The organism is Marinobacterium halophilum, assembly GCF_003014615.1.
Lineage (GTDB): Bacteria > Pseudomonadota > Gammaproteobacteria > Pseudomonadales > Balneatricaceae > Marinobacterium > Marinobacterium halophilum.
In genome coordinates, this window is record NZ_PYGI01000020.1 from 67514 (window position 1) to 93367 (window position 25854).

Annotated in this window: 29 protein-coding genes; 9 read left to right on the forward strand and 20 right to left on the reverse strand. The window is 53.6% G+C overall.

Annotation, left to right across the window (positions count from 1 at the left end):
- The first annotated feature begins 16 nt into the window (after window positions 1-16).
- The gene (locus CLV44_RS13885; RefSeq protein WP_106592721.1) at window positions 17-1762 is read left to right on the forward strand and encodes a SulP family inorganic anion transporter; all 1746 of its coding nucleotides are present in this window, start codon (window positions 17-19) and stop codon (window positions 1760-1762) included.
- On the opposite strand, the gene CLV44_RS13890 is transcribed toward CLV44_RS13885, so the two are convergent.
- Window positions 1746-2204, reverse strand: coding sequence for a methyltransferase family protein (locus tag CLV44_RS13890; protein WP_106592722.1), 459 nt, complete (start codon window positions 2202-2204; stop codon window positions 1746-1748). The two genes, CLV44_RS13885 and CLV44_RS13890, sit on opposite strands and share 17 nt — an antisense overlap.
- Window positions 2204-2647: a phosphate-starvation-inducible PsiE family protein gene (locus CLV44_RS13895; RefSeq protein WP_106592723.1), complete on the reverse strand. Its 444-nt coding sequence runs from the start codon at window positions 2645-2647 to the stop codon at window positions 2204-2206. The genes CLV44_RS13890 and CLV44_RS13895 overlap by 1 nt, the downstream gene beginning before the upstream one ends.
- Window positions 2648-2772: 125 nt before the next feature.
- Between CLV44_RS13895 and CLV44_RS13900 the strand changes: the two genes are divergently transcribed.
- Window positions 2773-4110: a DASH family cryptochrome gene (locus tag CLV44_RS13900; protein ID WP_106592724.1), complete on the forward strand. Its 1338-nt coding sequence runs from the start codon at window positions 2773-2775 to the stop codon at window positions 4108-4110.
- Window positions 4111-4199: 89 nt separating this feature from the next.
- On the forward strand, window positions 4200-4790 hold the full coding sequence (locus CLV44_RS13905) for a TetR/AcrR family transcriptional regulator (RefSeq protein WP_106592725.1): 591 nt from the start codon (window positions 4200-4202) through the stop codon (window positions 4788-4790).
- A gap of 61 nt (window positions 4791-4851) precedes the next feature.
- Here CLV44_RS13905 and CLV44_RS13910 read toward each other — a convergent pair whose 3' ends face one another.
- The 16 genes from CLV44_RS13910 to CLV44_RS13985 all read right to left on the reverse strand — a co-directional run bounded on the left by CLV44_RS13910 (window position 4852) and on the right by CLV44_RS13985 (window position 19497).
- Window positions 4852-6138, reverse strand: a complete 1287-nt coding sequence (locus CLV44_RS13910; RefSeq protein ID WP_106592726.1) for a TRAP transporter large permease — start codon at window positions 6136-6138, stop codon at window positions 4852-4854.
- Window positions 6139-6140: 2 nt separating this feature from the next.
- Window positions 6141-6623 (reverse strand): TRAP transporter small permease, encoded by a 483-nt coding sequence (locus tag CLV44_RS13915; RefSeq protein ID WP_106592727.1) that lies wholly within the window; start codon window positions 6621-6623, stop codon window positions 6141-6143.
- Window positions 6624-6681: 58 nt separating this feature from the next.
- Window positions 6682-7719 carry a TRAP transporter substrate-binding protein gene (locus CLV44_RS13920; RefSeq protein WP_106592728.1) on the reverse strand — a complete coding sequence of 346 codons (1038 nt, stop codon included), beginning with the start codon at window positions 7717-7719 and terminating at the stop codon, window positions 6682-6684.
- A 200-nt stretch (window positions 7720-7919) separates the two neighbouring features.
- Window positions 7920-8909: a 2Fe-2S iron-sulfur cluster-binding protein gene (locus CLV44_RS13925; protein ID WP_106592729.1), complete on the reverse strand. Its 990-nt coding sequence runs from the start codon at window positions 8907-8909 to the stop codon at window positions 7920-7922.
- The gene (gene dmpG / locus CLV44_RS13930; RefSeq protein WP_106592730.1) at window positions 8909-9937 is read right to left on the reverse strand and encodes a 4-hydroxy-2-oxovalerate aldolase; all 1029 of its coding nucleotides are present in this window, start codon (window positions 9935-9937) and stop codon (window positions 8909-8911) included. Before dmpG ends, CLV44_RS13925 begins: the two co-directional genes overlap by 1 nt.
- Window positions 9938-9952: 15 nt before the next feature.
- The gene (locus CLV44_RS13935) at window positions 9953-10864 is read right to left on the reverse strand and encodes an acetaldehyde dehydrogenase (acetylating) (protein WP_106592731.1); all 912 of its coding nucleotides are present in this window, start codon (window positions 10862-10864) and stop codon (window positions 9953-9955) included.
- A gap of 15 nt (window positions 10865-10879) precedes the next feature.
- Window positions 10880-12715: a feruloyl-CoA synthase gene (locus tag CLV44_RS13940; protein ID WP_106592732.1), complete on the reverse strand. Its 1836-nt coding sequence runs from the start codon at window positions 12713-12715 to the stop codon at window positions 10880-10882.
- A gap of 38 nt (window positions 12716-12753) precedes the next feature.
- On the reverse strand, window positions 12754-13536 hold the full coding sequence (locus tag CLV44_RS13945) for a 2-keto-4-pentenoate hydratase (protein ID WP_106592733.1): 783 nt from the start codon (window positions 13534-13536) through the stop codon (window positions 12754-12756).
- A complete protein-coding gene (locus CLV44_RS13950) occupies window positions 13537-14463 on the reverse strand; it encodes an NAD(P)H-dependent flavin oxidoreductase (protein WP_106592734.1) in 927 nt (308 codons plus the stop codon).
- A 37-nt stretch (window positions 14464-14500) separates the two neighbouring features.
- The gene (hcaB, locus tag CLV44_RS13955) at window positions 14501-15283 is read right to left on the reverse strand and encodes a 3-(cis-5,6-dihydroxycyclohexa-1,3-dien-1-yl)propanoate dehydrogenase (RefSeq protein ID WP_106592735.1); all 783 of its coding nucleotides are present in this window, start codon (window positions 15281-15283) and stop codon (window positions 14501-14503) included.
- A gap of 8 nt (window positions 15284-15291) precedes the next feature.
- Window positions 15292-15831: a 3-phenylpropionate/cinnamic acid dioxygenase subunit beta gene (locus CLV44_RS13960; RefSeq protein WP_106592736.1), complete on the reverse strand. Its 540-nt coding sequence runs from the start codon at window positions 15829-15831 to the stop codon at window positions 15292-15294.
- Complete coding sequence (locus CLV44_RS13965) at window positions 15831-17177, reverse strand: aromatic ring-hydroxylating oxygenase subunit alpha (protein WP_106592737.1); 1347 nt, start codon at window positions 17175-17177, stop codon at window positions 15831-15833. Before CLV44_RS13965 ends, CLV44_RS13960 begins: the two co-directional genes overlap by 1 nt.
- An 18-nt stretch (window positions 17178-17195) precedes the next feature.
- Window positions 17196-17534 carry a non-heme iron oxygenase ferredoxin subunit gene (locus CLV44_RS13970; RefSeq protein WP_106592738.1) on the reverse strand — a complete coding sequence of 113 codons (339 nt, stop codon included), beginning with the start codon at window positions 17532-17534 and terminating at the stop codon, window positions 17196-17198.
- Window positions 17535-17540: 6 nt separating this feature from the next.
- Window positions 17541-18383 carry a DODA-type extradiol aromatic ring-opening family dioxygenase gene (locus CLV44_RS13975; RefSeq protein WP_106592739.1) on the reverse strand — a complete coding sequence of 281 codons (843 nt, stop codon included), beginning with the start codon at window positions 18381-18383 and terminating at the stop codon, window positions 17541-17543.
- A 5-nt stretch (window positions 18384-18388) separates the two neighbouring features.
- Complete coding sequence (locus tag CLV44_RS13980) at window positions 18389-18673, reverse strand: extradiol ring-cleavage dioxygenase (RefSeq protein WP_106592740.1); 285 nt, start codon at window positions 18671-18673, stop codon at window positions 18389-18391.
- Entirely contained in the window at window positions 18670-19497 is an 828-nt protein-coding gene (locus CLV44_RS13985) for an alpha/beta fold hydrolase (RefSeq protein WP_106592753.1), read from the reverse strand. The genes CLV44_RS13980 and CLV44_RS13985 overlap by 4 nt, the downstream gene beginning before the upstream one ends.
- A gap of 210 nt (window positions 19498-19707) precedes the next feature.
- Between CLV44_RS13985 and CLV44_RS13990 the strand changes: the two genes are divergently transcribed.
- The 5 genes from CLV44_RS13990 (at window position 19708) to CLV44_RS14010 (ending at window position 23992) form a co-directional block, all read left to right on the forward strand.
- Window positions 19708-20466 carry a dienelactone hydrolase family protein gene (locus CLV44_RS13990; RefSeq protein WP_106592741.1) on the forward strand — a complete coding sequence of 253 codons (759 nt, stop codon included), beginning with the start codon at window positions 19708-19710 and terminating at the stop codon, window positions 20464-20466.
- A gap of 175 nt (window positions 20467-20641) precedes the next feature.
- On the forward strand, window positions 20642-21013 hold the full coding sequence (locus CLV44_RS13995; RefSeq protein ID WP_106592742.1) for a GreA/GreB family elongation factor: 372 nt from the start codon (window positions 20642-20644) through the stop codon (window positions 21011-21013).
- 351 nt (window positions 21014-21364) lie between these two features.
- Complete coding sequence (locus CLV44_RS14000; RefSeq protein WP_106592743.1) at window positions 21365-22345, forward strand: nucleoid-associated protein; 981 nt, start codon at window positions 21365-21367, stop codon at window positions 22343-22345.
- Between the two features lie 3 nt (window positions 22346-22348).
- Complete coding sequence (locus tag CLV44_RS14005) at window positions 22349-23038, forward strand: pseudouridine synthase (RefSeq protein ID WP_106592744.1); 690 nt, start codon at window positions 22349-22351, stop codon at window positions 23036-23038.
- A gap of 129 nt (window positions 23039-23167) precedes the next feature.
- Entirely contained in the window at window positions 23168-23992 is an 825-nt protein-coding gene (locus CLV44_RS14010; RefSeq protein WP_106592745.1) for an endonuclease/exonuclease/phosphatase family protein, read from the forward strand.
- Between the two features lie 5 nt (window positions 23993-23997).
- Here CLV44_RS14010 and CLV44_RS14015 read toward each other — a convergent pair whose 3' ends face one another.
- Window positions 23998-24678, reverse strand: a complete 681-nt coding sequence (locus CLV44_RS14015) for a haloacid dehalogenase type II (RefSeq protein ID WP_106592746.1) — start codon at window positions 24676-24678, stop codon at window positions 23998-24000.
- Between the two features lie 146 nt (window positions 24679-24824).
- Here CLV44_RS14015 and CLV44_RS17735 point away from each other — a divergent pair, with 146 nt between their 5' ends.
- The gene (locus CLV44_RS17735; protein ID WP_106592747.1) at window positions 24825-25049 is read left to right on the forward strand and encodes a JAB domain-containing protein; all 225 of its coding nucleotides are present in this window, start codon (window positions 24825-24827) and stop codon (window positions 25047-25049) included.
- 192 nt (window positions 25050-25241) lie between these two features.
- Here the strand turns inward: CLV44_RS17735 and CLV44_RS17240 are convergent, their stop codons facing one another.
- Window positions 25242-25568 carry a hypothetical protein gene (locus CLV44_RS17240; protein ID WP_146140011.1) on the reverse strand — a complete coding sequence of 109 codons (327 nt, stop codon included), beginning with the start codon at window positions 25566-25568 and terminating at the stop codon, window positions 25242-25244.
- Window positions 25569-25854: the final 286 nt, after the last annotated feature.

The window sequence follows — 25854 nt, forward strand, 5'->3', positions numbered from 1 at the left end:
CGACAGGACGCAACCCATGCTCGAACGCTACCTCCCGATGCTCCAGTGGCTGAAGGTGTATAACCGCAATACACTGACCAGCGACCTGATTGCAGCGATGATCGTGACCATTATGCTCATCCCGCAATCACTGGCCTACGCCCTGCTTGCCGGATTACCGGCCGAAGTCGGACTGTATGCCAGCATCCTGCCGCTGGTGGCCTATGCCGTCTTCGGCACCAGCCGAACGCTTGCGGTCGGGCCGGTCGCAGTAGTATCACTCATGACCGCCGCGGCGGTGGGTAATCTGGCGCTCCAGGGCACGGCGGAGTATTTGGCGGCGGCCACCGCACTGGCGTTTCTGTCCGGGGTAATTCTGATTGTCATGGGGCTGCTGCGCCTCGGTATCCTTGCCAACTTCCTGAGTCATCCGGTCATTTCCGGGTTCATCACGGCATCAGGGATCATCATTGCGGCCAGCCAGCTTAAGCATATCCTTGGCGTCGAGGCCAGCGGCCACAACCTGATCGAGATCCTGCTGTCGATCAGTGCCAGCGTCAACCAGATCAATCTGCCGACGCTGATCATTGGCGTGAGCGCCACCGCTTTACTGTTCTGGGTTCGCAAGCAGCTCAAGCCGCTGCTGAAACGTCTTGGCATGACCGACCGACTGGCCGACATCGTTGCCAAGGCGGGGCCCGTCCTGGCGGTCGCCGCGACTACACTGGCCACCTGGGGTTGGGCATTACAAGAACAAGGTGTGCGTGTCGTGGGCGAGGTACCCAGCGGCCTCCCGGGGCTACAGTTGCCGAGTTTTGATATCGGTCTCTGGCAGCAACTGCTGGTGTCGGCACTGCTGATCAGCGTGGTCGGGTTCGTTGAATCGGTCTCGGTGGCACAGACATTGGCGGCCAAACGCCGACAGCGCATCGTGCCGGACCAGGAACTGATCGGTCTTGGCAGTTCCAATATTGCTTCGGCTGTGTCTGGTGGTTTCCCGGTGACCGGCGGTTTCTCGCGCTCAGTGGTCAATTTTGATGCCGGTGCCGAAACGCCTGCCGCCGGTGCCTTTACCGCCGTGGGGATCGCCATTGCTACCCTGTTGATGACGCCGCTGATCTTCTTTTTGCCCAAAGCAACGCTGGCAGCAACCATTATTGTAGCAGTGTTGTCACTGGTCGATCTGGGCGCGTTGAAACGGACTTGGGACTTCTCACGCAGCGACTTTGCCGCCATGTTGGCGACCATTGTACTGACACTGGTGGAAGGCGTAGAGCTGGGCATCATGGTCGGCGTCGGGCTGTCGATCCTGCTGCACTTGTATCGGACCAGCAAACCGCACAGCGCCATTGTTGGCCGCGTACCGGGCACCCAGCATTTCCGCAATGTTGACCGCTTCAAGGTGGAAACCTGCAAACAGATCATGACCTTGCGCATCGATGAGAGCCTGTATTTCGCCAATGCCCGCTATCTGGAAGACAGGGTTTATGATCTGGTGGCCAGCCATACCGACTTGCGCCATCTGGTACTGATGTGCCCGGCGGTGAATCTGATCGACGCTTCGGCACTGGAAAGTCTGGAAGCGATCAATCACCGCCTGGCCGACAGTGGTGTACATTTTCACCTGTCGGAAGTAAAAGGGCCGGTCATGGACAGCCTCAAGCGCAGCCATTTCCTTGACGAACTGAACGGCCAAGTATTCATGAGCCAGTATGAGGCCTGGGAAACCCTGGGACGGCTGACTGACTGTACCCACAACGAGCATGCTACAACCAGCGTCTGACCCGGTTACAGTACGCTCGATAATCATCACCAAACAACTGCGCCAGAATCCGCTCTTCGGGGCGGATCTGGAAGCGTGTAATCCACACCACGAACAGCGCCCACAACAGAGGCGCCCCCACCCATCCCAGGTGCATGGACCATGCGATCAATATCAACAGCAGTGACAGGTACATGGGGTTGCGGCTGTACCGGTAGATGCCACGCGCCACCAGCACTTCACTCTTCTCAGGACAATGTGGGTGTACCGTGGTACCGGCCCGAAAAAAGTGAGCAACCGCTGCCGCACCCACTAACAGCGCGATCATCACGGTCAGCCCGATAAGCCATGGCGACACCTCTACCCGCCATGGCTGCGGCGATAATCTATCACCGCTGTACAACAACAACGCTGTCGTGGCCGCCATCACGGGCGGCGGTATTTTCAACTCCAGCCCCGACATCAATGGCCTCCTTCGTCAGAGCCATAACGCTGCACGATAAAATAGGCAATACTCATTGCAACCACTATCAGGGCGATGCCCCACAGGTACTCAGCAGGTGTATTGTCCAGATCAAGAATGATCACTTTTCGGGAGATCGCCATCAACGCTGTCGCGATGACGATTTTGACGTGAATGACATTGTCACGCAGGTAGATGGTGATATTAATGAAGATTTCGATGGCAATCAGTACGGCCATAAACGCACCGAAGGTAGCCAACATATCCGAGATGGTCAGGATATAGTGTGGCGGGGTCATCAGCTTCTCATACAGCGTCCAGCCCACATCGACAACGCCCATCATGATCACGAAGACCATCAGTACCGCCAACAAACGCACGGACCATTTGATCAGACACCCAAGCGCCTGTAGCAATTTTTCATCATGCGGTGTTTTTTCCATGCAGCCTCCGAAAGTAATCCGGTCAATTCATACTACACATAAAGTGTATTTCCTGCTGTTGGATCGCAGTAAGGAAACCAACGCCCCGTATGGGACGTATCGTGGGAAAGCAACAAGGAGCTGCCATGAACATCGGACTTTACTGGTTCACTCAGGATCTTCGCCTGGATGACAACCCTGCACTCCTACAGGCGGCCAAACAGTGTGACCGCCTTATCTGTGTCTACGTGCACGATCGACAACTTGAGCGTCCGCACACATTCAATTCAACCCGTTTGGGCAGTAAACGTCAGCGTTTTCTGGCACAGGGGCTGGCAGATCTGCAGCAGCAATTAAGCACGCTGGGCCAGTCGCTGCACCGCTTCGCCGGTGATCCACTTGAAGTGCTGTCCACACTAGTCAGCCAGATCAATATTGACCAAATTTTCTGTACCCGCCCCGTTGGCTGGTATGAGGCCCGGCAGTGTGATGCGCTGAGCACCCGTTTCCCACATCTGCAGTGGGTAATGCCTGACAGTTATACCCTGTACGCGGATGATCAGCTGCAAACGGTGCTGGCGGACTTTCCTGCCAGTTTCTCCGCGTTCCGCCGCCGGATGGAAACGCTGCCGGTGCCAGTAGCACGGCCGCGCGTCACTTGCCTGCCCCCTCCACCCAACAGTCATTTACCTGACTCACAACCACTACCAACACCGAGTCCCGCAAGCAGGGACGAATGGTTCATGGGTGGTGAGCTAGCCGCACAGTCCCACCTTACGCGCTACTTCGGTGACTCGCTGGCGTCACATTACAAAGAGGTGCGTAACGCCCTGGATGGCCGCGATAACGGTACTCGCTTCTCCCCCTGGCTAGCCCAAGGTAGCCTGTCGCCCCGGCGGGTATATCAGCAGCTGAGCAATTACGAAGCCAAGCAGGGTGCCAACGAGTCGACCTACTGGATCTTCTTCGAACTGCTCTGGCGCGAGTATTTCCAGTGGTATGCCCGTCACCATGGCAGCCGCCTGTTCCACCTGCACGGCATTCAGAACCGCCCACCGCTGACCAGCTTTTATCCCCAGCGTTTCAAATCCTGGTGCGAAGGCAGCACCCCCTGGCCATTGGTCAACGCCTGCATGAAACAGCTGCGCGCTACTGGCTACATGTCCAACCGGGGTCGCCAGATCGTTGCCAGCTGTCTGGTAAACGAGCTGCAGCTGGATTGGCGCTACGGAGCCGCCTGGTTTGAGCAAGAGCTGCTCGATTACGATGTCGCCAGCAACTGGGGCAACTGGCAGTACATGGCTGGTGTGGGTGCCGACCCACGCGGCAAGCGCCGTTTCGATATCAACAAACAGACACAACTGTATGACCCTGAAGGAACCTTCGTTAAACGCTGGCAGGGAGCAGCACAACAGGTCGCCATCGACCATGTCGATGCGGCAGATTGGCCTATAAAACCATCCTTGCTCGACAAGCGGCATTAGGAGCATATGCACAAAACCTGCAGTCAACTTGCCCTCTTTTTAGCTGTATACTGTATTTTTCCAACTGTTAATCGGAGCAGCATCTCATTATGGCTACCAAGCGCCTATCACGGACCGACTGGGTAAATGCAGCAACTCAGGTTTTAGCCACAAGCGGTATTGATATGGTTCGCGTGGATAACCTTGCCAAAAAGCTGAAAATTACACGCGGAAGCTTCTATTATCATTTTGATAGCCGTAACGACCTACTGCAGGCCATATTGGATGGCTGGCGGTTAAAAGCAACTGAAGCCGTGATTGAAAGTCTTAAAAAAAGATCGTCTGACAGTAAAGAACAGTTGCAGGAACTGATCGCTCTACCACTGAAAGGTGACAAGGCACACAAGGCAGCTTCAATTGAGATTTCGCTACGCGCATGGGCACGACGAGATGAAATTGCCCGTGCCACGGTCGACGAAGTGGACAGTTACCGCATCAGTTTTATCGAAGACCTGTTCAAGGATATGGGACATTCACCCCAGCAAGCCAATGACCTGGCTCACCTGATCTATTCCTTTCTGATTGCGTCTTCCCTGGTAGACCCCGAAGCCTCCGAAGACATTCGTCGAGCACGCTCGGACCGTATTGCCAACTTCCTGGCCGATAACTGTCCTCTCTCTGACTGTAAATTCAGAGGATAGATATAAAAAACGGCTACCTCCCAGAGCGGAAAGGTAGCCGTGGTTCATACATAAACAGGCATCACATCATATCAACGAGAACCAAAGACAATGCAGGGAACGCAATAATCAGCATCAATCTGAAGATATCCGCGATCAAAAACGGAAATACCCCCTTGAAAATCACCTTCAGGTCAACGTCCGGCACCACTGATTTCAGTACAAACACATTCAGCCCTACCGGCGGCGTAATCAGACTGATCTCAGTCGCTATGACCACAATGATGCCGAACCAGATCAGGTCCATACCCATCCCCTGAACTACCGGATAGAATACCGGCACGGTCAGCAGCAGCATCGAAATGGATTCAAGCACGGCACCAAGCACAAAATAAATCAGGATAATAACCGTCAGCACTCCGATCAAACCAAAATTCAGCCCTTCAATCCAGTCAACAATGGTAAACGGCAGGTTGGATACATTGACCAGGTTGGCGAAAATCAGTGAACCGATCAGAATAGCCACCAATGAGACCGTCGTAGCCGCCGAATCTTCCAATGCATCCTGCATCTTCTGCATGCAGAGCTTGCCACGAATCAAGGTAATCAGAATGGCACCAACCGAGCCTACTCCGGCAGCCTCTGTTGGTGAGAAGAAACCGAAATAGATTCCGCCCAATACAACAAAAATCAGCAGCGTAAAGGCCCATAATTGGCGGATGGCCAACAGTTTTTCTTTGAGACTGGCTTCATCACTGTCCGTACACTTATCCTTCAGAACATGCACGGTGAACAATACTGCTGCGACATAAAAAAGTATCCCTATGATGCCTGGGATAACACCGGCAACGAACAACTTGCCGATATCCGTTTCCGTAATGATGCCGTAGAAGACCAGCGCAATAGAAGGTGGTATCAAGATCCCCAACGTGCCACCGGCCGCAATCGAGCCGGTCGCGAGGCCATCGCTGTAGCCAAATTTTTTCATCGACGGATATGCAATACGCGTCATGGTTGCCGCGGTAGCAAAGCTGGAACCGCAAAAAGTACTGAAGCCCCCAGAAGCACCGATTGTAGTGATCGCCAGGCCACCCTTATAGTGACCCACAAGTGCGTGGGTTGCATTGTACAGTTCTTCAGCCAAGCCTGACCGGCTGATAATATTCCCCATCAGAATAAACAGCGGAATAACGGCAAATTCATAGGATAGAACCGTTTCCGTCGCAATCATGCCAAGCTGGCTTAAAGCCGCTCCCCAGCCTTGATAGTAAGACAGGCCAATGACTCCTACCAAACCGGTCGCTATCGCAATCGGCACACGTAAAAACAACAGTGTCAGCAGAACAATAAAAGCGATCCACATTTCCATACTCAGCCCTCTGCCTCAATCTGATCTCTTTCAGGGAATGCTACAAACAGGCTTATTAAGGCAATAACGGAAAATACGGCCATTACAGCAATAACAATCCATTTTTCCAGCCCTAGAAACATGAATACATCACCAAACTGCCTTGACTCTTCCATCTGCTGGTAGACCATGTAAACCAACGCAGAGAAAAACACTAATTCAACTAAATAACCAAACCAGGTCACAACAATACCCGTTTTTCCTTTGAACAGTTTTTCCAGCAAATCGATGCGAACGTGTTTTCTCTTTTTATGAACGTGATATAGACCCGAGTAGAAACATATACCCAAACAAATGCCGACCACCTCATAAGAAAAACCGAGCGGACTGTTAAATATGACCCGTCCGAATACATCCATGAATGTAATTCCAGACATGACAATCAGGGCCAGAATGGAGATCTTGGCACACAGAAACTCCAATAAATTAAGCAGTGAAATACGCATAGCCACCTCAGTAAGAGAGTGCCGTACAACAAAAGAATACGACACTCCCAGTCCAGCTTTATTGAGTGATCTGCTCGATCTCTTCACGGTAGAAAGTAATAGCCTTTCGACCGTCGACCCCCTTATCTTCTGCCTTGGCAAGCCAGGCCTCACGAATAGGCTGGAAAGCTGTATCAATTGCAGTATTCAGCTCTTCACTCGCCATGATGTAGTCATCACCCAAGCGGGCCTTAAGCTGTTCACGCGCCATGACATCATTCTCGTGCCAGAGACTGCCCATGCGCACAGCCAACACTTCACCCGAAATCGCCATGATTGCTTGGCGGTCCGATTCACTGATTTGGCTCCACTTGGCTTTATTCATAATCACGAAGGTGCTGTTGGTAAAAATGCCGCCCGGGATCTGCGTAATTTTTTCAACATAGTTATCAACCTTGAAACCGGTCAACAGTTCATCAGAGAGAGTTGTGCCATCAATGATGCCTCGTGACAGGAACTCACGCAGCTCAGACAGTGAACCTGCGATGGGAACAGCACCTAGCGTTTTCAGTGCATCGCCAACTACACTGGTCTGAACACGAATCTTCTTGCCGTTGAAATCATCCGGTGTGGCAATAGCATCCTCTTTCATGTGAATGTTGCCACCAGACGTTACGTGTACCGCCAGAGTTATCACGTCGTCATGCATACCTGCTGGCTGGAAATACTTCTCAAACAGGCGCCAATAGGCTGCCGAGCTAACACCTGCATCCTGATTTGTGAACGGCAGTTCAACCATTTCAGTCAACGGGAAAGCACCCGGCGCATAGCCATGCGGTCCCCAGGCAATATCGGCAATACCATTAACGACAGCCTGATAGTTACGCGTCGGCGGCGCCAAAGGCTTGGCAGAAGGCATTACCTTGACGCGCCCCTCGGTTACCTTCTCGATTTCATCAAAGTATTTGTACAAGCCCTCTTTCTGCGACCAGTGCTGCGACGGAAACCACTGGTTGTATCTGAGCGTCACATCCGCAGCCCAGCTGGCAGTAGAGGAAATGAGGGCACCGGTCAGAACGAGTCCGGCCTTGAATGCTTTGCTTGTCTTTATCGACATTGCTATGGCTCCGATTGTTATTATGTCTTCAACATACAGTACAGTACTGTACTTTTAACATTCATGCACACTTTTGCAACACTCTGTTGCTGAAGATTAAGTCAGCCGTGCTAATTGATATTGGAATACTGGATCAAAACATGCGGCCGGGGCAGCGATGACCACTACCCGGCGCAGCAGCCCACTAAGGAAATAAACGATTATACGAAGGCATCTGCATAGAAATTTCCGTATTCAAGACCACGATTGACGGTAAAATCTCGGCGTGCAGAATCGATCACGACCGGTGCACCACAAGCATAAACTTGATGTCCAGACAGATCTTGATAGTCTTCCATCACAGCTGCGTGCACAAAACCGGTCCGTCCGTCCCAACCGGAAAGCTCTTCAGAAAGTACAGGAGTGTATTTAAACCAGTCCTTTTCATCCTGCCATTGGCGGCAAAGTTGATCCATGTAAAGATCCTCTGCACGCCGCCCACCCCAGTACAGGTGAACTTTGCGGCGATTACCACCAGCAATCAGCTGCTCCATTAATGCCTTGATCGGTGCAAACCCGGTTCCGCTGGCAAGGAAAACAGCAGGGGCTGCGCTGTCACGCAGGTAAAAAGTACCGAACGGCCCTTCAATGGCAACGACATTCTTGACCTGGAGCTCATCAAAAATCAGAGGCGTTGCCTGCCCACCAGGCACCAGTCGCACATGCAGCTCGATACACCCATCCGCAGCCTCGGCTGTAGCCATGGAGTAACTGCGCGTGACCACATTCTTCACGGTCAGATCAACATACTGGCCTGGTACGTAATTGAACACGCAGCCCGGCGCCAACTTACAGGTTAGTTTTACGACATCATCGGCCAACGGTTCCTTAGCCATCACTCTGGCAGCCACTTTCTGTACGGTGACGCCTTCAAAGCTGGTCACTTCAGGTGAGTGCAGCACAACGTCACTTTTAACCCGCGCCTGACAGGTCAGCACGGTGGTGCCAGCACGGTCAGAGTCAGTCAGCTCAAGTCCTTCGGGGTACTCAACCTGACCGGATGTCAGCTCGGTACGGCAATCACCGCATTTGCCATCACGGCAGCCATGCTTGAGCACAACACCTGATCTCAAAGCCGCATCCAGAAGGCTCTGGGAAGCATCCGCTTCAAACGTTTTGCCAACCGGATCAACGGTTACGACATGGTTCATCAGATCAACCCCTTCTCTTTCGCCATGGTCAGTGCCAAATCTTCAATCATGTCTTCCTGTCCACCTACGGTGCCGCGACGGCCCAGTTCAACCAGAATATCGCGAGCCGAGATGCCGTATTTCTGCTCCGCACGTTCCGCAAACAGCAGGAACGAGGAATACACACCGGCGTAACCCAGGGTCAGCGCGTTGCGATCCACACGGATCGGCTGATCCATCATCGGTACGATCAGGTCTTCGGCCACATCCATGATCTTGTACAGATCAACACCGGTCTCGACGCCCATGCGATCCAGCACCGCGCAAAACACTTCCAGCGGCGTGTTACCGGCGCCGGCACCCAGGCCTGCAACAGAACCGTCGATGCGCGAGGCACCGGCTTCAATCGCCGCCAGTGAGTTGGCAATCGCCATGCCCATGTTGTGGTGGCCGTGGAAGCCCACTTCGATATTGGACGGCAGCTCGGCCCGCAGCAGGCCGATCTTGGCGGTCACTTCGTCCGGCAGCATGTAACCGGCGGAATCGGTGGCGTAGATGCAGTTGGCACCGTAACCGACCATCAGCTTGGCCTGCTCCAGGACTTTCTCCGGGCTGACCATGTGCGCCATCATCAGGAAGCCGACCGTGTCCATTTCCATCTTGGCGGCCATGCCGATGTGCTGTTCAGACACATCCGCTTCGGTGCAGTGGGTCGCCACACGGATGGTGGAGACGCCGCAGTCCTTGGCCATTTTCAGGTGGTCAACCGTACCGATCCCCGGCAACAGCAGGGCGGAGATTTTGGCGTTTTTCATTTTCGGCACAACGGCGCTGAGGTATTCCTCGTCGCTGTGGGCCGGGAAGCCGTAGTTCAGTGAGCGACCACCAAGGCCGTCACCGTGGGTGACTTCGATCAGTGGCATGCCCGCCTCATCCATCGCCGTGGCAACGTTGACCATCTGGTCCAGGCTGATCTGGTGGCGCTTGGCATGCATGCCATCACGCAGAGACATGTCGTGCAGCGTGACTTTTTTACCGTTCAAATTCATTATCATCTCTCCCGCTTAGCCGCGTGCCGGCAGTGTGATGGTGCCGTTGGCCGCTTCTTCAGCGAACATCTCGGCGGTGCGCAGACCGGCTGCGGTCATGATGTCCAGGTTGCCGGCGTACTTGGGCAGGAAGTCGCCCAGACCTTCGACCTGCATGAAACAGGACACCTTGTTGCCATCAAAGATCGGGCCGTTGACCAGGGTGTAACCCGGTACGTATTTCTGCACCTCTTTCACCATGGCATGGACGGACTCGGTGATCGCGGCCTGATCCGGCTCGCTCTCGGTTAGGCAGTGGATGGTGTCACGCATCATCAGCGGCGGCTCGGCCGGATTGATGATGATGATCGCCTTGCCCTCTTTGGCACCGCCGACCTTCTCAACGGCACCGGCAGTGGTGCGGGTGAACTCGTCGATGTTCTGACGGGTGCCCGGCCCGACGGAGCGGGAGGAGACGGTGGCGATGATCTCGCCGTACTCAACCGGCTGCACGCGGGATACGGCGGCAACCATCGGGATCGTCGCCTGGCCACCGCAGGTGACCATGTTGACGTTCATCTCCAGGTTCTTGGCGTGGTCGGCCAGGTTCACCGGCGGGACACAGAACGGGCCGACGGCCGCGGGCGTCAGGTCGATCATGATCACGCCCAGCTCGTTCAGCTTGCGGCTGTTCTCGGCATGAACGTAGGCCGAGGTGGCGTCAAAAGCCACCCGGATGTCGTCTTCAATGACGTGCGGCAGGATACCGTCCACGCCGGTAGCGCAGGTTTTGATGCCCATCTCGGCGGCGCGTTTGAGGCCTTCGGACTCGGGGTCGATACCGACCATCCACACCGGCTCGATCCACTCGGAACGCTGCATTTTCATCAGCAGATCGGTGCCGATGTTACCCGGGCCAATGATGACCGCTTTCAGTTTTTTGCTCATATGATTCTCATCCAATCAAATAATGCTCAGAGCCAGCTCATCCGGTTTGTCGACATAGAGACGTTCCACATCGGCCTGCCGTGTCTCCAGCATCCGTCTCTGGTTCAGGTTGCCCTTGTCGGTTACTTCGCCCTTCTCGATCTCGGCGGGCATTTCCAGCACCAGCAAACGGCAGATTTTCTGTGCCGAGCCCTTGGCCACCTGCGCCATCAGCGTCATGGCCGTATTCAGCTCTTCACGCACATGAGGCTCCTGCATCAGTTCCGAACCGGTCATGCTACCGTCCCGGTCTTCAGCCAGCTTGCGCATGCGCGGTCCCGGAATGACCAGCAGGCCCAGGCAATCTCGGTCATGTCCGGTCACGACCACATCTGTTACCAGGTCACCAAAGAACTTGTGTACGTTGGCACGGATACTGGCAACGCAAACCCAGGTGCCCGTACTCAGCTTGAAATCTTCGGAGACACGACCATCAAAACGGATACCGGCAGAGGCATCGCTCGGGTCTTGCAGCTGCCCAGCATCACCAATGCAGTAGAAGCCTTCGTCATCAAAGGCCTCAGCGGTCTTTTCAGGGTCTCGCAGGTATTCGCTGAAGACGATGGGCCCCTTGATCCGCATCTCCAGCTTGGAGCCGTTGGGCACGAACTTCATCTCGACACCGGGAAAAGGCACACCGATGTTACCCGGTCGATCCAGACGCCAGTGCACATTGGTAATAGCGGGTGCCGTCTCAGTAGCCCCCCACTCGGTGGTAAAGAAAACATCATTGCCGGTGGCTTCACACAGCTGCTTCAGCTCATCCCAGACCGGTACAGGAAGCGCGGCTGCGGCATAAAACAGCATATCCAGGTTGGAAAAGAATGTGCGACACAGCTCTTCATCATCCCGCATGTGCTCCAACAGTACTTCGTATCCCTTGGGCACATTGAAGAACAGGTTAGGTTTCACATGACGGAGGTTACGAATGGTTTCGCCAATCAGCCCCGGCAACGGCTTGCCGCTGTCGATATAGAGAGAACCACCGTTGCGCAGCACCAGGTTAAAGTTGTGGTTGGTGCCGAAAATATGACTCCAGGGCAGCCAGTCCAGTACACGTGGCGCCTTGCTTTCAACGAAGGGCCAGTACTGTGCAATCATCTGCTGATTAGCACACATCATGCGCTGGGTATTGACCACCACCTTCGGAACACCGGTCGAACCCGAAGTCAGCAGGTACTTGGCGTGGGTGTCAGGCCCGATAGAAGCAAAACGGTTATCAACCGCTTCGGTCACCTCTTTTTCCAGCATCTCCTTGAGACAGTGGATCTGACTGTCCTCTGCAATATTGCGTGACGCGATGAACACCTCGGTGCCCGCGCAGGCCTCAAAGGAAGTACGGAAGAGTTCGGCATCGTCGGCAAAGATCGCACAGGGATTCAGCTTGTCGATGATGGTCTTAAGACGCTCATGCGAGCGCGACATCAGCGAGTAAGCGACGGAGACGGGTGTCACCGGCAGACCGATATACATCGCGGCCATCTGGACCAGCGCATGATCTACCGAGTTGCCGGACAGTATCACCAGCGGTCGCTGATCGTCGTTGGGAAGCCCTAGATCGATCAATCCCTGAGCGACGGCTCGGGCCCGATTACGGAACTCGGCATAGCTCACTTCGTCCCATGTACTACCATGACGTTCAGCAATGAAGACCTGTCCCGGACGCTCTTCTGCCCACCTTTCCAGCCAGTCACCGACACAACGATCATATGTGTCGAGTTCTGTTTCAGACTTGACGATAAAGGCACCGTCAGCGCAGGTTTCAACTGTCACACGCGTGCTTGGCAGCTGTGAAAAAACATCAGCACCCATAATAAAAACCTTTGTTATATCTTATTGTTATCCGCTCGTTAGCCGGCATTCAGCACTAGGTCGCCCAGTTGTTCAAAGCTGAATTTCAACTGCTCTCCAGGCCTGATATTGACCATGGGTGCCATCGCTCCTGACAACACCAGGTGCCCCTTTTTGATCGGTGTACCCAGATCGATCAGCTTACGCGCCAGCCACCAGGTCGCATTCAGCGGATTGCCCAGGCAGGCCGCTCCAGTGCCACTGATCGTGTCCATGCCTTCCGCCTCGACGGCAACCGTAAGACGGGTAAAATCCACACCGGCCGGATCAAAGCGTCGGCTGCCCACCAGATACAGAGCCGAAGAGGCATTATCGGCTACCGTATCAACGATATTGATCTTCCAGTCACGCACCACCGAGTCGACAATTTCCACCACCGGCATGAAGCAATCGATTTCCGCCAGCAACTCAGTAAACGTCAGGTCCTTGCAATCCAGGTCATTCTTGAACACAAACCCGATCTCGCCTTCAGCCTTGGGGGCGATCAGCTGTGAACAGTCGACCAGCTCACCAGAACGACGCTCCATATCTGCAAACAGGACACCATAGTCAGGCTGGTCGACACCCAACTGTTGCTGTACCGCTTCGGAGGTCAGGCCGATCTTGTACCCGGTAATACGCCCCCCTTTTTCCAAACGGTCACGATTGACCAGCTGCTGTACCGCATAGGCATCGTCCATACCAAAGTGAGGGTAATCCGCCGAAATAGGTCCAGTCGCGCAAGTGTCTGCTCTGGCTTTAATGATGCGCTGCGCGACAGCATTGAACTCTTCCTGACTCATTTACAGGTATCCCTCTGACAACTGTTTCGTTTTTCTCAGAGCCGCCGAATATTCCGCATGCAGCTTGTCCATAATCTGACAGGTCGATACCACTGCACGAGTTGCACCCACCCCCTGCCCGGCCGACCAGACATCCTTCCAGGCCTTGTTTGCGGTGGAAATGTTGCCGGAAAAATCGATCGGCTTGGCACTTGCTCCCTGATCCAGCGGAATACCCGCCCGCTCAAGGCTGGCTCTCATCCAAGTGGCATTGACGCCGCTGACCGCAGTGGTTTCAACGATATCTTCAAGACCCGAGGCCACCAGCATGTCGCAATAGTCACCATTGGCGAAGCTCTCTTGCGCTGCGATGAAGCGTGTACCGGACACCACAAAATCCGCGCCGGCAACCTGCATGGCCAGTACGTCTTCGCCACGCGATACGCAGCCAGCGACACCTAAGGGGCCATCCCAGAATTCACGTACCTCATGGATGAAAGCCAATGGGTTATATCGGCCGGTATGGCCGCCAGCTCCGCTGCAGACCAAAATCAGGCCATCAACACCCGCCGCGATGGACTTCCGCGCCATCGTCGGGGTAATTACATCGGCAACCACCAGGCCACCATAGGCTTTTACTGCTTCTGTCACTCGCGCTGGAGAGCCAAGCGCAGTAGAAACAATGGCGGGCTGATAGCGACGCACCAGTTCCAACTCCGCTTCAAAACGGTCATATGAGGAGTGGACGATCATGTTGAACAACCAGGGCAGCTGCTCGGCATGAATCTGCGCCATCCACTCACCCAACGTCTCAACGGTGCGCGCATTGGCCGCTGGAAGCGCACCAATGGCCCCGGCTCGGGCACTGGCAATCACCAATTCTGGAGACGACACCAGAAACATCGGCGCGACCAGCAGGGGCAAGCGTGTGGTTTCGAAGACATTCATTATTTTTATGCTCCGGTTAAATGACGGGGTCAGGTGTTCATCTAGCGACCCAGCCACCGTCACTGTGAATGACACAGCCGGTGGTCATCGGGGACTGTTCGTTGGACGCCAGCACTACATAGAGCGCAGCATGATCCGAGGGTGATGCCATCCGCTTGAGTGGTACGGCATTGGCCGCATTCTCATGGAATCCCTGAATGTGATTGAGCGGTTGAGCACGCCCCGAAATGCCATCCACCGATTTCATCTCGGTATCGGTCGCACCCGGCGACACGCCGTTCACTCGCACATCCGGTGCCATTTCATAGGCCAGCTGTTTAATCATGCCGACAACCGCATGCTTGGAAGTGACATAGAGAATGCCGCCGCCACCGGGATAAAAACCGGAGTTGGAGACCGTAAGAATGATATTGCCGCCACTTTTTTTCAGCTCTTCCTGCGCCGCACGAACCCCGTTGAGATAACCCATCACGTTCACGTGAAACAGACTGTCGAAGTTGTCCGCGAGTTTTTCAGGCGCGATTTTGCGCAGCGGTACGAAATAGTCGAACAGCGCCGCATTACCCACGAAGATATCAAGTTTGCCAAATGCGGCGACCGTATCGGCGACCGCACGCGCGTTATCCTCGTACTCTGTCACATCGCCCTGCACCGTAATCAGCCCTTCGGGGAAATCACGCGCAAGCGCATCAAGCTTGTCGGCGTTGATATCAAACACCGCCACCTTTGCCCCTTCGGCCAGATAGCGTTCAACCACGGCCCGGCCGATACCATCGGCACCGCCGGAGACCAGTGCAACCTTGGATTCAAGCGTAGTCATACAGCACCTCAGAGGAAGGTATTGATGTTCTTGCAGGTCAGCGTTGCGTTCGGGATCAGGATCAGACGCTTCTTGATCTTGAAGCTCTCCCCGTCCTGCACGATCAGATCCTGACGACGACCATAGATCACATACTCTTCATCCAGACCACGGCTGCGCACGCTCTGAAAGGTGGAATGCACGACGTACTCACCATCGTTTTCGCCGTAATAGACTTCCACGTTGGACAGTTGGTGTACGTTACGGGTGGCCGGGTTCTCGGCCCAGGCAGAAGGCTGCTTGAAGCGCGCCACACGGCGGCCAAGATCGCGCAGGCTGTCATCGAAAAAGGCCATGTGGTCGGTGGCATAAAAGCCGTGTTCCAACAGGTTTTCGCGGCGACGGTTCTCAATACCGGGCATCCAGTAATGGATTTCGTCGTGCATCAGCGCCAGCCAATCATCGAAACGCTCGTCGTCCAGCAAACGATATTCGTAGTTCAGGAAGTGACTGATCCGATAATGCTGCTCAACTGAAACCGGGCGCTGTTCGTCATAGAGTGCGGTCATTATTCTGCCTCCGCCTTGCCAACGTTTCGGTTGGGCACTTCATTCCAGCTTTTCGCGTTCAGCATGTCGTACCAGTACTGGTAGAAGGCACGGGAATTGGCTTCGTTGAGCTGGCCCTCATACACATTTGCCGGCAGCGGCGTATCGGTCAGCAGAGTATCCATGCCCAGACCCACAAACAAATCCTGCTGTGCGGTGACACGTCCCTTGGCGGTCTTGGTGCAATACTCCCAGTTTTCGCCATCATCCATCTCGAACACGCCGGTCGGCGAGAAGGTCATCATGGCACCCTTGCGCCACTTCTCTTTCACCTCTTGCGGTGCGCTCTTGTTCACGACGACCCAAGTGAACAGTTCCATTTTGTTTGGACCGCGCGGCTGCCAGATGCGTACAGTGTTCTGGCCCGGCAGGAAGGAGAAGTTCGGGAAAATGGTGCAGGAAGAGACCGAGCCGATCATATTGGAACGAAAATCCCCCAGACGCTCAGCCACAGACGGCTTGATCGTGTGGATGTACCTGTTCAAAGCGCTCTCACCCAGTACCGCCACGTTACCAACGGTATCAAGCGCAAACTCGTAGCCGTGACCATTCCAGTTGACGGAGTAAGACTCTTCAAAGTCACTGACCTTGGCGACAGAACCGCCCAGCATGGCGCGGGCGGCTGAGTCATGGGTCCAGCCGGCATGGAGGATATCGCCGACAAAGTTCTCGGCTGCGATCTTCCAGTTACATTCATAGGTGGAACGGATGCAACCACCGACAAACTCGGTACCGCCTTCCTGGTTGTCGAACAGCGCATCCAGATACCAGGTCATCGGCCCCAAATATTCCTGCAGCGAAGGACTTTCAGGATCGAAGGTGGCAAAGACCAGTCCTTTCCATGAATCCACATTAGCAACTTCCTTCAAGCCCCATTTGGACTTGTCGAAGTTGCTGTCTTCATAGACACCGGATTCGTGCTGGCCGACCAGATTCCCTTCAACATTGAAGGACCAGCCATGATAGTTGCAGATAAAACCACGGGCACTGCCAGACTCAGAGAAGCAAATCTTGTTGCCCCGGTGAGGACAAGCGTTGAGGAACACCTTGATACCACCACTCTTCTGGCGGATCACGATCACTTCATCTTCACCCATCGTGGTGGTGATGTAGTCACCGGTTTTCGGTATCTGGGATTCGTGTGCAACAAACAGCCAGCAGCGTGCGAATACCTTTTCCAATTCCTGCTCGTATATCGCCTGATCGTAGAAGATCTTGCCCGAAATACGTCCACTCTCCAGATCACACGCATCCTTGAGATTGGTCAGTGAGTCCGTTACATCTATTGTTTTAATCATGTTACCCATGGTCTGACACCTTTAGCCTTAGCCTTTCGCAATTAACGCCTGATCCACTGCTATCAGGGCATAGATCTCCTCACCCTCGACCGTGACCGGATAAGTCTTCAGGTCGATTTCACAGGGGAACCCCTGCGCCTTTCCGGTCGGAATATGAAACTGCCCCCAATGCACAGGGCAGGTAATCAGGTCATCCTCGACGTCACCCTCAGCAAGGGAGGCCGTCGCGTGGGTACACAGGTCAGCGGTGGCATAATATTGGCCACCCAGGTTGTACACGGCTATGTCGCCATGAACGCTGCTATCAACTTTCTTGACCTGGTTTTCAGCAAGGTCCGACACCGCGCATAGAAATACCTTTTCCATAACTGCTCAGCCTTTCTTCAATTCAATAAAGCCCAGCCCGGTAACCCATTCCGGTACCGGCTGATACTCGATCAGCTCTGCGCGCGGAGCGTTGGCAGCCGCCATGGCACAGATGAAATTTCGGATCTCCATCGCACCGTTACCGCCGCTCTCCAAGACCTGCTCATCAGTGAACGCAACCAGCCCGTCGATGTTGGCGTTGCAACACAGGTCGATGATCTGGCGGTCAAATTGCTCGTTCACCTTGCCGGTTTCCTTGGTACCCACCCAGTGGCTGATGCCGCCGCTGCCGATCACGAATACCTGTTCATCACTGTTGAAGGATTCAACTGCGGCACGGATCTGCTCGCCGAGCTGACGCGCACGCGCCTTGGTAATGAACGGATCAACCGCACTGGCCAGATAGACCGGAATCGCGCTGATGCTGCGGCCGCTGATCTCTTCGGCACGACGCACGATCAGCTTGTAGGGAATAGAAAACGCATGGTCCGTAGTGAACGAACGCGCAACGGCCCAATCGAATCCGGTTTCACTGCCGTGAGCCGCGATATGCTGCGCCAGCGCTTCGTGGTTCTGCACCTGCTCTTTCTTCAACCCCGGCAACTGGTCCAGCGGGCCTTCCACATGCCCGGTAGCAATGCAGTATTTAGGCAAACAGGTGGTGCCAAACAGCATGTAATGGTCGTTGCCAACGATGATTACGCTGGACGCACTACTCTCGGCCAAACGTTCGGCACAGGTTTCGTAGGCATCCCAGACCTTTTTGGCCTTCTCGGCATCGGCTGCATCAGGGGCCACAAACATGACCGGGTCGTGCGGCACTAGAAAGCCGCCAGTAATCTCTGCCATTGTGGTTACCCTTTGATTGATGCGGAATGGGCCGACTCGGAGCCCAGCTTGCGGTTGTAGGAAGAGATCCGACGGTCCGGCGACATTTCAATCCAGTAACCGAGCGTCAGCATTGGATTGATGCCAACTGCCTGCATCGCCTTGACGTCAAATTCCAGAATCATGCGCACACTCTCCTCATCAATCGGAAAGCGGCTGAGAAACTTCTGTGAGTCCTCGCGGAATTTTTCCTTTGAGAAACGATCCACGGAAAGGCTCCAGAGAATACGCTCCAGCACGTCCCGGCTCATGCCAGCCCCCCGCCGATAAAGCTGCACAGAATGTTTAGGAATTTCTGCTTCTGCTCGGTCTGCACCCAGTGACCACACTGACCAAATACATACAGATCACTATTGGGAATGTTTTCAGCCAAAGCACGACCACACTGCACTGGCACAACGTTGTCTTCACGACCATGCAGAACCAGGGTTGGTGCCTTGATATTCTTGACGGCTTTTTCCGGGAAGCCCTTCACCAGTGTTTCGCCATCAGTACTGGGCTGTGGTATCAGCTTACGCAAGGCATCCTGAGCACCTGCACGCGCACTAGCTTCATAACGTGACTGCACCAGTTCGCCGGTGATCAATGAAGTGTCATAAGGGAACAGCTCCATCAGAGAGCGCATGTTCTCGACCGACGGCTCATACAACCAGGCACCGGCCAGTCCTTTGGTCTGTACGAAAGTGCCCGCTGGCGTACCCAGCAGTACCAGCTTGTCCAGACGCTCAGGATTGAATAGCGCAAGACCGATACCAACAGCACCACCGAAGGAGTTACCGACCAGAGAGGCCTTATCAATGCCAACGGCATCCATGAACTCAACCAGATGGTTAACCCAGAATTTGATGTCGTAGTGGGTCTCTTCTTTGAATTCGGTAAACCCGAAACCCGCGATATCTGGCACGATCACACGGAACTTCTCCGCCAGTTGATCCATAACGCCACTCCAGTTGGTCCAGCCTGATACACCAGGCCCAGAACCATGCAGCAGCAGCAGAGGTGCGCCAGCACCACATTCGAAGTAAGCCGTCTCATGACCGGCCGCCTGAATAAACTTGCGATCTGACTCTTTCATCACACCTCCGAACATACAGTTGTGTATCCAGATACTAGTGATGACGTACATGACCGTCAACAAAATCCATACCAAAAACACTGGAAATCTGACTGAAACCGCTTAAAAACATCAAAAACAAACCATTAACACATTGATTTTAAATATAAAAAAATATAATCATTCTACTTTAGGACAAGGGGAAGATTTATAGATTAGATATGCGCTACGATGATCAAAACACAGAAAGAAAAGTACAGTGGTGTATTCATTATGAATTCGGAACAGACTATTGAGCATGCAATTATTGAGCAAAACACAGAGGGCGAACTATTCAGACATGAGCATTTCCAACTGACAGGTGCCAGCCATCAGGTACTGGTATACCCCACGTGGGCTGGCATCACTGATTTTGAGCGCCGCGTGGCAAGCCGGTTGAACTCGGCAGGGTTCGATGCCGTGATCGTCGATCTATTTGGCAACACGCAAGACCTGTCCACGATCGAAGCACGGAAGTCTGCCATGCACCGACTGACACGGGATTTCAATCACATGGTTGAGCACTTGTGCCAGTTGAATACCTTTATTTGCACCCAGGCGGGCAACGAAGACAAGCAAGCATCAGCCATGGGATTCTGCCTTGGCGGTATGTGTGCCGTTTTGACCGGCCTTACCCGTGCAGGGTATATGGCTGCCATCAGCTTCCATGGCCTGCTTTCCTTCCCGAAAGACCGACGACCCACAGATACGACAACCCGCTTTATGCTCTTGAATGGCAACATCGATCCAATGGTGCCTGAAGAAGATATCTGCGCCACGCTGAACTACTTTGAAGACAATCAGCTTGATCTGACTTTTATGAACTTCAGTCGAACACTGCACTCATTCAGCATCCCCGGCGCGTACAACCCAGATGCAGGCGTGATGTATAACCCTGATGTTGCAGAACAAAGCTGGCGTTATGCTCTCGATCTGCTGAAACACGTGTAGGCCTTTGGCTTGCCTTTTATTAATCCCAAGGTATGATCGCTATAAATTAATTTAATATATCGATCATATCCAACATGGTTTTATATCTTCAAGAATCCGTCACATTCCCGCATTAAGCCGGAGAGCACTTACACTCTCCGGCAGATATCCAGTGTTATTCATTGGCGGAGGGTTTATGAACTGTCAGGTACCGACATCATTACGGCGTATTGCTGAGCGTTTAAGTCACTATTTTATGGTTGGGGAGCACTACAACTACTCCAGCCCATTACATCTTTTATCAATATTCAGTCGTATGGAGCAGTTGAACCAGGCCCCCGGCCTACGGGCGCGTCCGGGTGCCTTGTTATTGCTGCGTATACTGCAAACCGAAGAGACCTGCTTCTTCACGCTGACCTCACCAGCCGAAGCCAAGCCTGAACAACAGCGAATTTCAGTGCTATCACCTCTGGGAGCTGCACTGCTGGGCATGTCTCAAGGTGATACGTGCCGTGTGTATTTCATGGGGGAAAACCTCAACTTCAAACTGATCAAGATAATACATTAAATCATTTTTCCGGAGGAACGTGCCTTGAAGAATTTCTGATGCATTCGCATCTCTCCATTTATTTTTTTGATGATGTTATACAGCGTAAAAATCATGAGTATTAGTGCGCTAAATATTATTTTACGGAGATATAGAAATGGCCAAAGGTAAAGATAAAAAACAACCAACCAAGACTCTTAAAGAAAAACGCCGCGACAAGCGTGAAAAGAAACAGACCGCATCCTGAGTCACATGCACACCATCAACACGCCCACTTGAGCGAACACAGACCTGTTGATCAATGAAGGGCGTTTTCGGGGCGCGGATTGTTTATAATCCACGTCCCGTTTACGACCACCAGAGAGTCTCGCCATGCCCGTTACCGCCGCCATCGTCCACCGCCTCACCCGTCGTACCGGCGAACAGTCCTACAGCCTGCGTGAAGAACCTTTTGACAATGAAGAGCATAAAAGCCGCCTGCTCAGTGAAATAAAACCTCTGTTCACCCGACGCGCCAGTAAGCGTTATGGCTGTTTTGCCGACGAATCCTGCACGTTCAAAGGACTGGTCATGAACTGGATGGATGAGGGCATCGGCTTTACGCAATTTAGCCGCAAAGTCGTCGAACAGCTGGCCATGCTGATGGAACAGCAGGATCTGGAAACCGATGGTTACTGGTTGTTCATTCACGAGGAGCTAGAAGCCGCACAACGGCTCTGGATCACCTGCCTGAAGCAGAAAGAAGGCCTGCTGCTCAACAGCGATAATGACCTGCAGGACACGGCCTACATCAATTTTTCCAAAACCGGTTTTTGTGCCTGTATCGACCTCCACGACATCAACACCCCTGACAAGACGCGTTATTTAACCCTGAGCTTCGGCTTTGGTGACCGTCCACTGCAGGGCGCACTGATGGAATTCACCGGCTTCACCAACACTGTCGACACCCGAGCCGATACCGAACAGTTCATGGCACTGGTTCAGGACTACAGCGAATCCATGCCGGAAGACAGCGGTAAGCGCTATCAGAAGGAAGTGGCCGAATTCTGCATGGAACAGTCCAAGGAAGGAGAAACCGTCAACTTCCACACCCTGGCCGAGTTGGTCGAATCGATTGCCGACGTGCCGCTGGACACCTTCATCACCGAGCGCTCACCGCAGACCAAGGAAGAATTCATACCCGACCCTAGCAGTCTGAAAAAATACATCCGCTACACCGGCCGCACCAAAGAGGTCTCGATCAGCTTCAGCAACGAATCACTGGGCAAAACGATCTCATTCGATCCAGACACCAACACCCTGACCATGACCGAACTGCCCCCGTCACTGATCAAGCAGCTCAAAGGCGAGTAAGCCGTGCGCCTGGACCGTTTCATCTGTAAACATACCGAACACAGCCACCAGACATCACGGCGCCTGGTGGCGTCCGGACACGTTATGGTGAACGGAGAAACGGCAACCGACCCGCGCCGGCTGATAGATGCGTTCAGTACCATCCAGCTTGACGGCCAGCTGCTGCAACAGCAACAGGCCCACTATTTCATGCTTAACAAGCCGGCCGGTTATCTCAGCGCAACCTCCGACCCGGAGCACCCGACGGTGCTCGAACTGCTGCCGGCCCCACTGCGGCCTCTGTTGCATATTGCTGGCCGTCTCGACCGCGCCACTACGGGGTTGTTGCTGCTCACCAACGATGGCCACTGGTCCCGCCGAGTCACAGCACCGGAGCATAAAACCCCCAAGGTCTACCATGTCACTACTGCTGAACCGATCAGTGTCGAGGCTGAATCTTGCTTTCAGGCCGGTATCTGGCTGGCACGCGAAGGCGTCATGACCTCTCCGGCACAACTGCAACGACTGGGCCTGCGAGAGTGCCGCCTGACCATTTACGAAGGCCGCCACCACCAGGTCAAGCGCATGTTTGCTGCCATTGGCAACGAGGTCACACAGCTGCACCGTGAAAGCATGGGCGAGATCCGGCTGGAATCAACGCTGCTACCGGGATCCTGCCGATGCCTGACGGAAGCCGAATACCGCTCGGCCTGACCGTCCTCGCGGCGAAGACGCAACATCTCATGCTCGGGATCAAACAACTTCGCTGCCGTGGTAATAGACGTCGCCGGGGGCGTCACGTACTGTGAAGGGACTCGGAGACAACGGACCGATACCATCCCCATGACCCATCACACCCATGCAACACATCAATCGGGCTCAACCACCCCACAGGCGCTGGCAACCACAAGGCGTGAAACCTTGCGCCTGCTCAGCTTCAACATTCAGGTCGGCATCAATACGCGGGCCTTTCATCATTACCTGACCCGCAGTTGGCAACACCTGCTTCCCCACCGCCAGCGCAACCGCACTCTCGATGAAATCGGACGCCTGCTACGCCAGTATGACCTGGTCGCCCTGCAGGAGGTCGATGGCGGTAGCCTGCGCAGCGGCTTCATTAATCAGGTGGAATATCTGGCGCAAGCGGGCGAATTCCCTTACTGGTATCAGCAACTTAACCGAAACCTCGGCAAGTTGGCCCAACACAGTAACGGCGTACTCAGCCGACTCCAGCCTGACTTCGTTGAAGACCATCCGTTACCAGGATTGATTCCCGGCCGTGGTGCCATTCTGGTACGCCTGGGTAAAGGCAAACATGCGCTGTTGATAATCGTCTTGCACCTGGCACTGGGCGCGCGCGCCCAGGACCGGCAGCTGCGCTACATACGCGAGCTGATACAAGACCACCACCATGTAGTACTGATGGGCGATATGAACAATCCACTTGAACACCTGCTCAGCCGGTCGGCCCTGCAAGGACTGGATTTGGTGGCGGCAAAGGAAAACCTGCCCACTTATCCAAGCTGGCGACCCACCCGCGCGCTGGACCACATTCTGATTTCACCGGCACTGGAGATCCGCAGCGCCCGCGTACTGGACTGCGTACTGTCTGACCATCGCCCCATCGCCATGGAAATCGGCTTGCCTGACTGCTTGCAGTACCTGTGAATACTCTACTGTGTAGACGCTTTGGAGATGATCTTTTCAACCACATCGCCCATCGTCGCGGCATACACATCCGGCCGACGATACAGCGGGTGATACGGTGCGCCGGTACGGTCAATATACGCCGCACACATGCCGGCTGATAAAGCGCCATGGGTATCCCAGTCATGGCAGGCCACCAAACGTAATTCTTCTATTGGCTTGCCCAACCGCTTGGCAACAAATTTATAGACTGCGGGGTCGGGCTTGAAACTGCCGGTCTCTTCCACCGAGACAATTTCATCGAAATACTCTGCCAGGCCTGCATTCTTCATTTGCGCCGATATCAGCTCCCGTGATGAATTTGAGAACGCGACCGTACGAAAACCGGCCACTCGCAATCGGGCCAGCGCAGGCTTGATATCGGCATGAGGTGGAAGTGTGGCAAAGCGGCCAAGAATATCGCTGCGTACAGCATCAGCCAATGTAACTCCGACACGCGCAGCCATAGCATCAAGCATGGTGCCGGCAAGGGTTGCGAAGTTGGTGTTCACCCCGGTCACGATACAGACTGTAGATGCATGCAGGAGCGTCGAAAACCATGTTGCCGTGACGCCTTCATCACCGAAAGCCGACTTGAATAAGGGTTTCAGAGAACCCAGGTCCAGAACCGTTTCATTGATGTCAAAAAGTACTGTGTCTCGTTTCATGGCAGTTTATTCCTGTACGTTCATCTTGTGCCAAGCGGCCCATGGATGATTGCATTGTACAGGAGGCAACAGGATGAGCTGTGCGTGTACTGAATATCAACTGAAAACAGCCAGGAATTGGGACAATAAAGAACTATACGAGACGTATGGATGCGTTAACCACAGAGTGCGAAGGTCAACTGGAGAGGCGAGCAATACAACTCGCCGAAGTCTGCACCAACCGCTGCGGCTGGTGTAAGGAAAGAGGTGAGAGTCTGCCGATCACGGCGAGCATAAAAGATGCACTACAGGTCTTCGATATCAGAGTCCTAGATCACTTCATCGTGGCACCAGGAGAGTCATGCTCCTTTGCTGAACGTGGGCTGCTTTAAACTACCACAACTAGCCAGGCCTCCGGGTTTGGCTGTTTTTTTGCCTGTACAAGAGCAAGGGAAGCACCTAGTTCACCGAGCTCCCAGCACTGAATCCGCATTGAACATAAGGTTAATTATGCGCAGTTGCAAGCAGCTGTTCGCATTCGCCGCATAATTAACCTTATGTATAAATGCTAGAATCGGAGGGGCCTATAAAAAATAACAAGTTCCAAAAGCATATCCGTCATAGTCGTATAAAAATTTCCCATTTTCAAAGGGGCCGAGGTAGGTAACAAGCCCGTTTTCATCAACATACTCAAAACCACCTTCCCTAGTTTTTTTATAAAATTTACTATGCCCACCGCCACGGGGAGTATGAGCAGTAAAAGTAGTCAATCGTCGATTATTAACAATGATTTTAATCTTAGCTTTCTGGATTTCAGGGTAATGTCCATATTGAACTTCACACTCAGCCTCATAAGCAAAAGCCTGAAAGCTAAGTACACATAGCGCAAGCCCACAGTATATTGATTTCATTGCACTTCCCTATTCAAAAATCATCTAACACATTAGCTTTAAAAGCTTGATTATATACGGACATGATTTCGGTTTCTATTTAAATCAAGTAACAGATTATAAACCACCTTCAGGCACTTATGTATAAATGCTTACTTCGGCGGTGTGGATGATTTCTAAGCTACATCATCGAGACTGATCACGGAGCTAGGCCTAGATTGCCATCATAAGTGACACACGCCTGCCCGCCAGATATTCCAACGGAGAAATATACTCTAACGCTTTTCTTGGTCGCGCGTTAATCAAA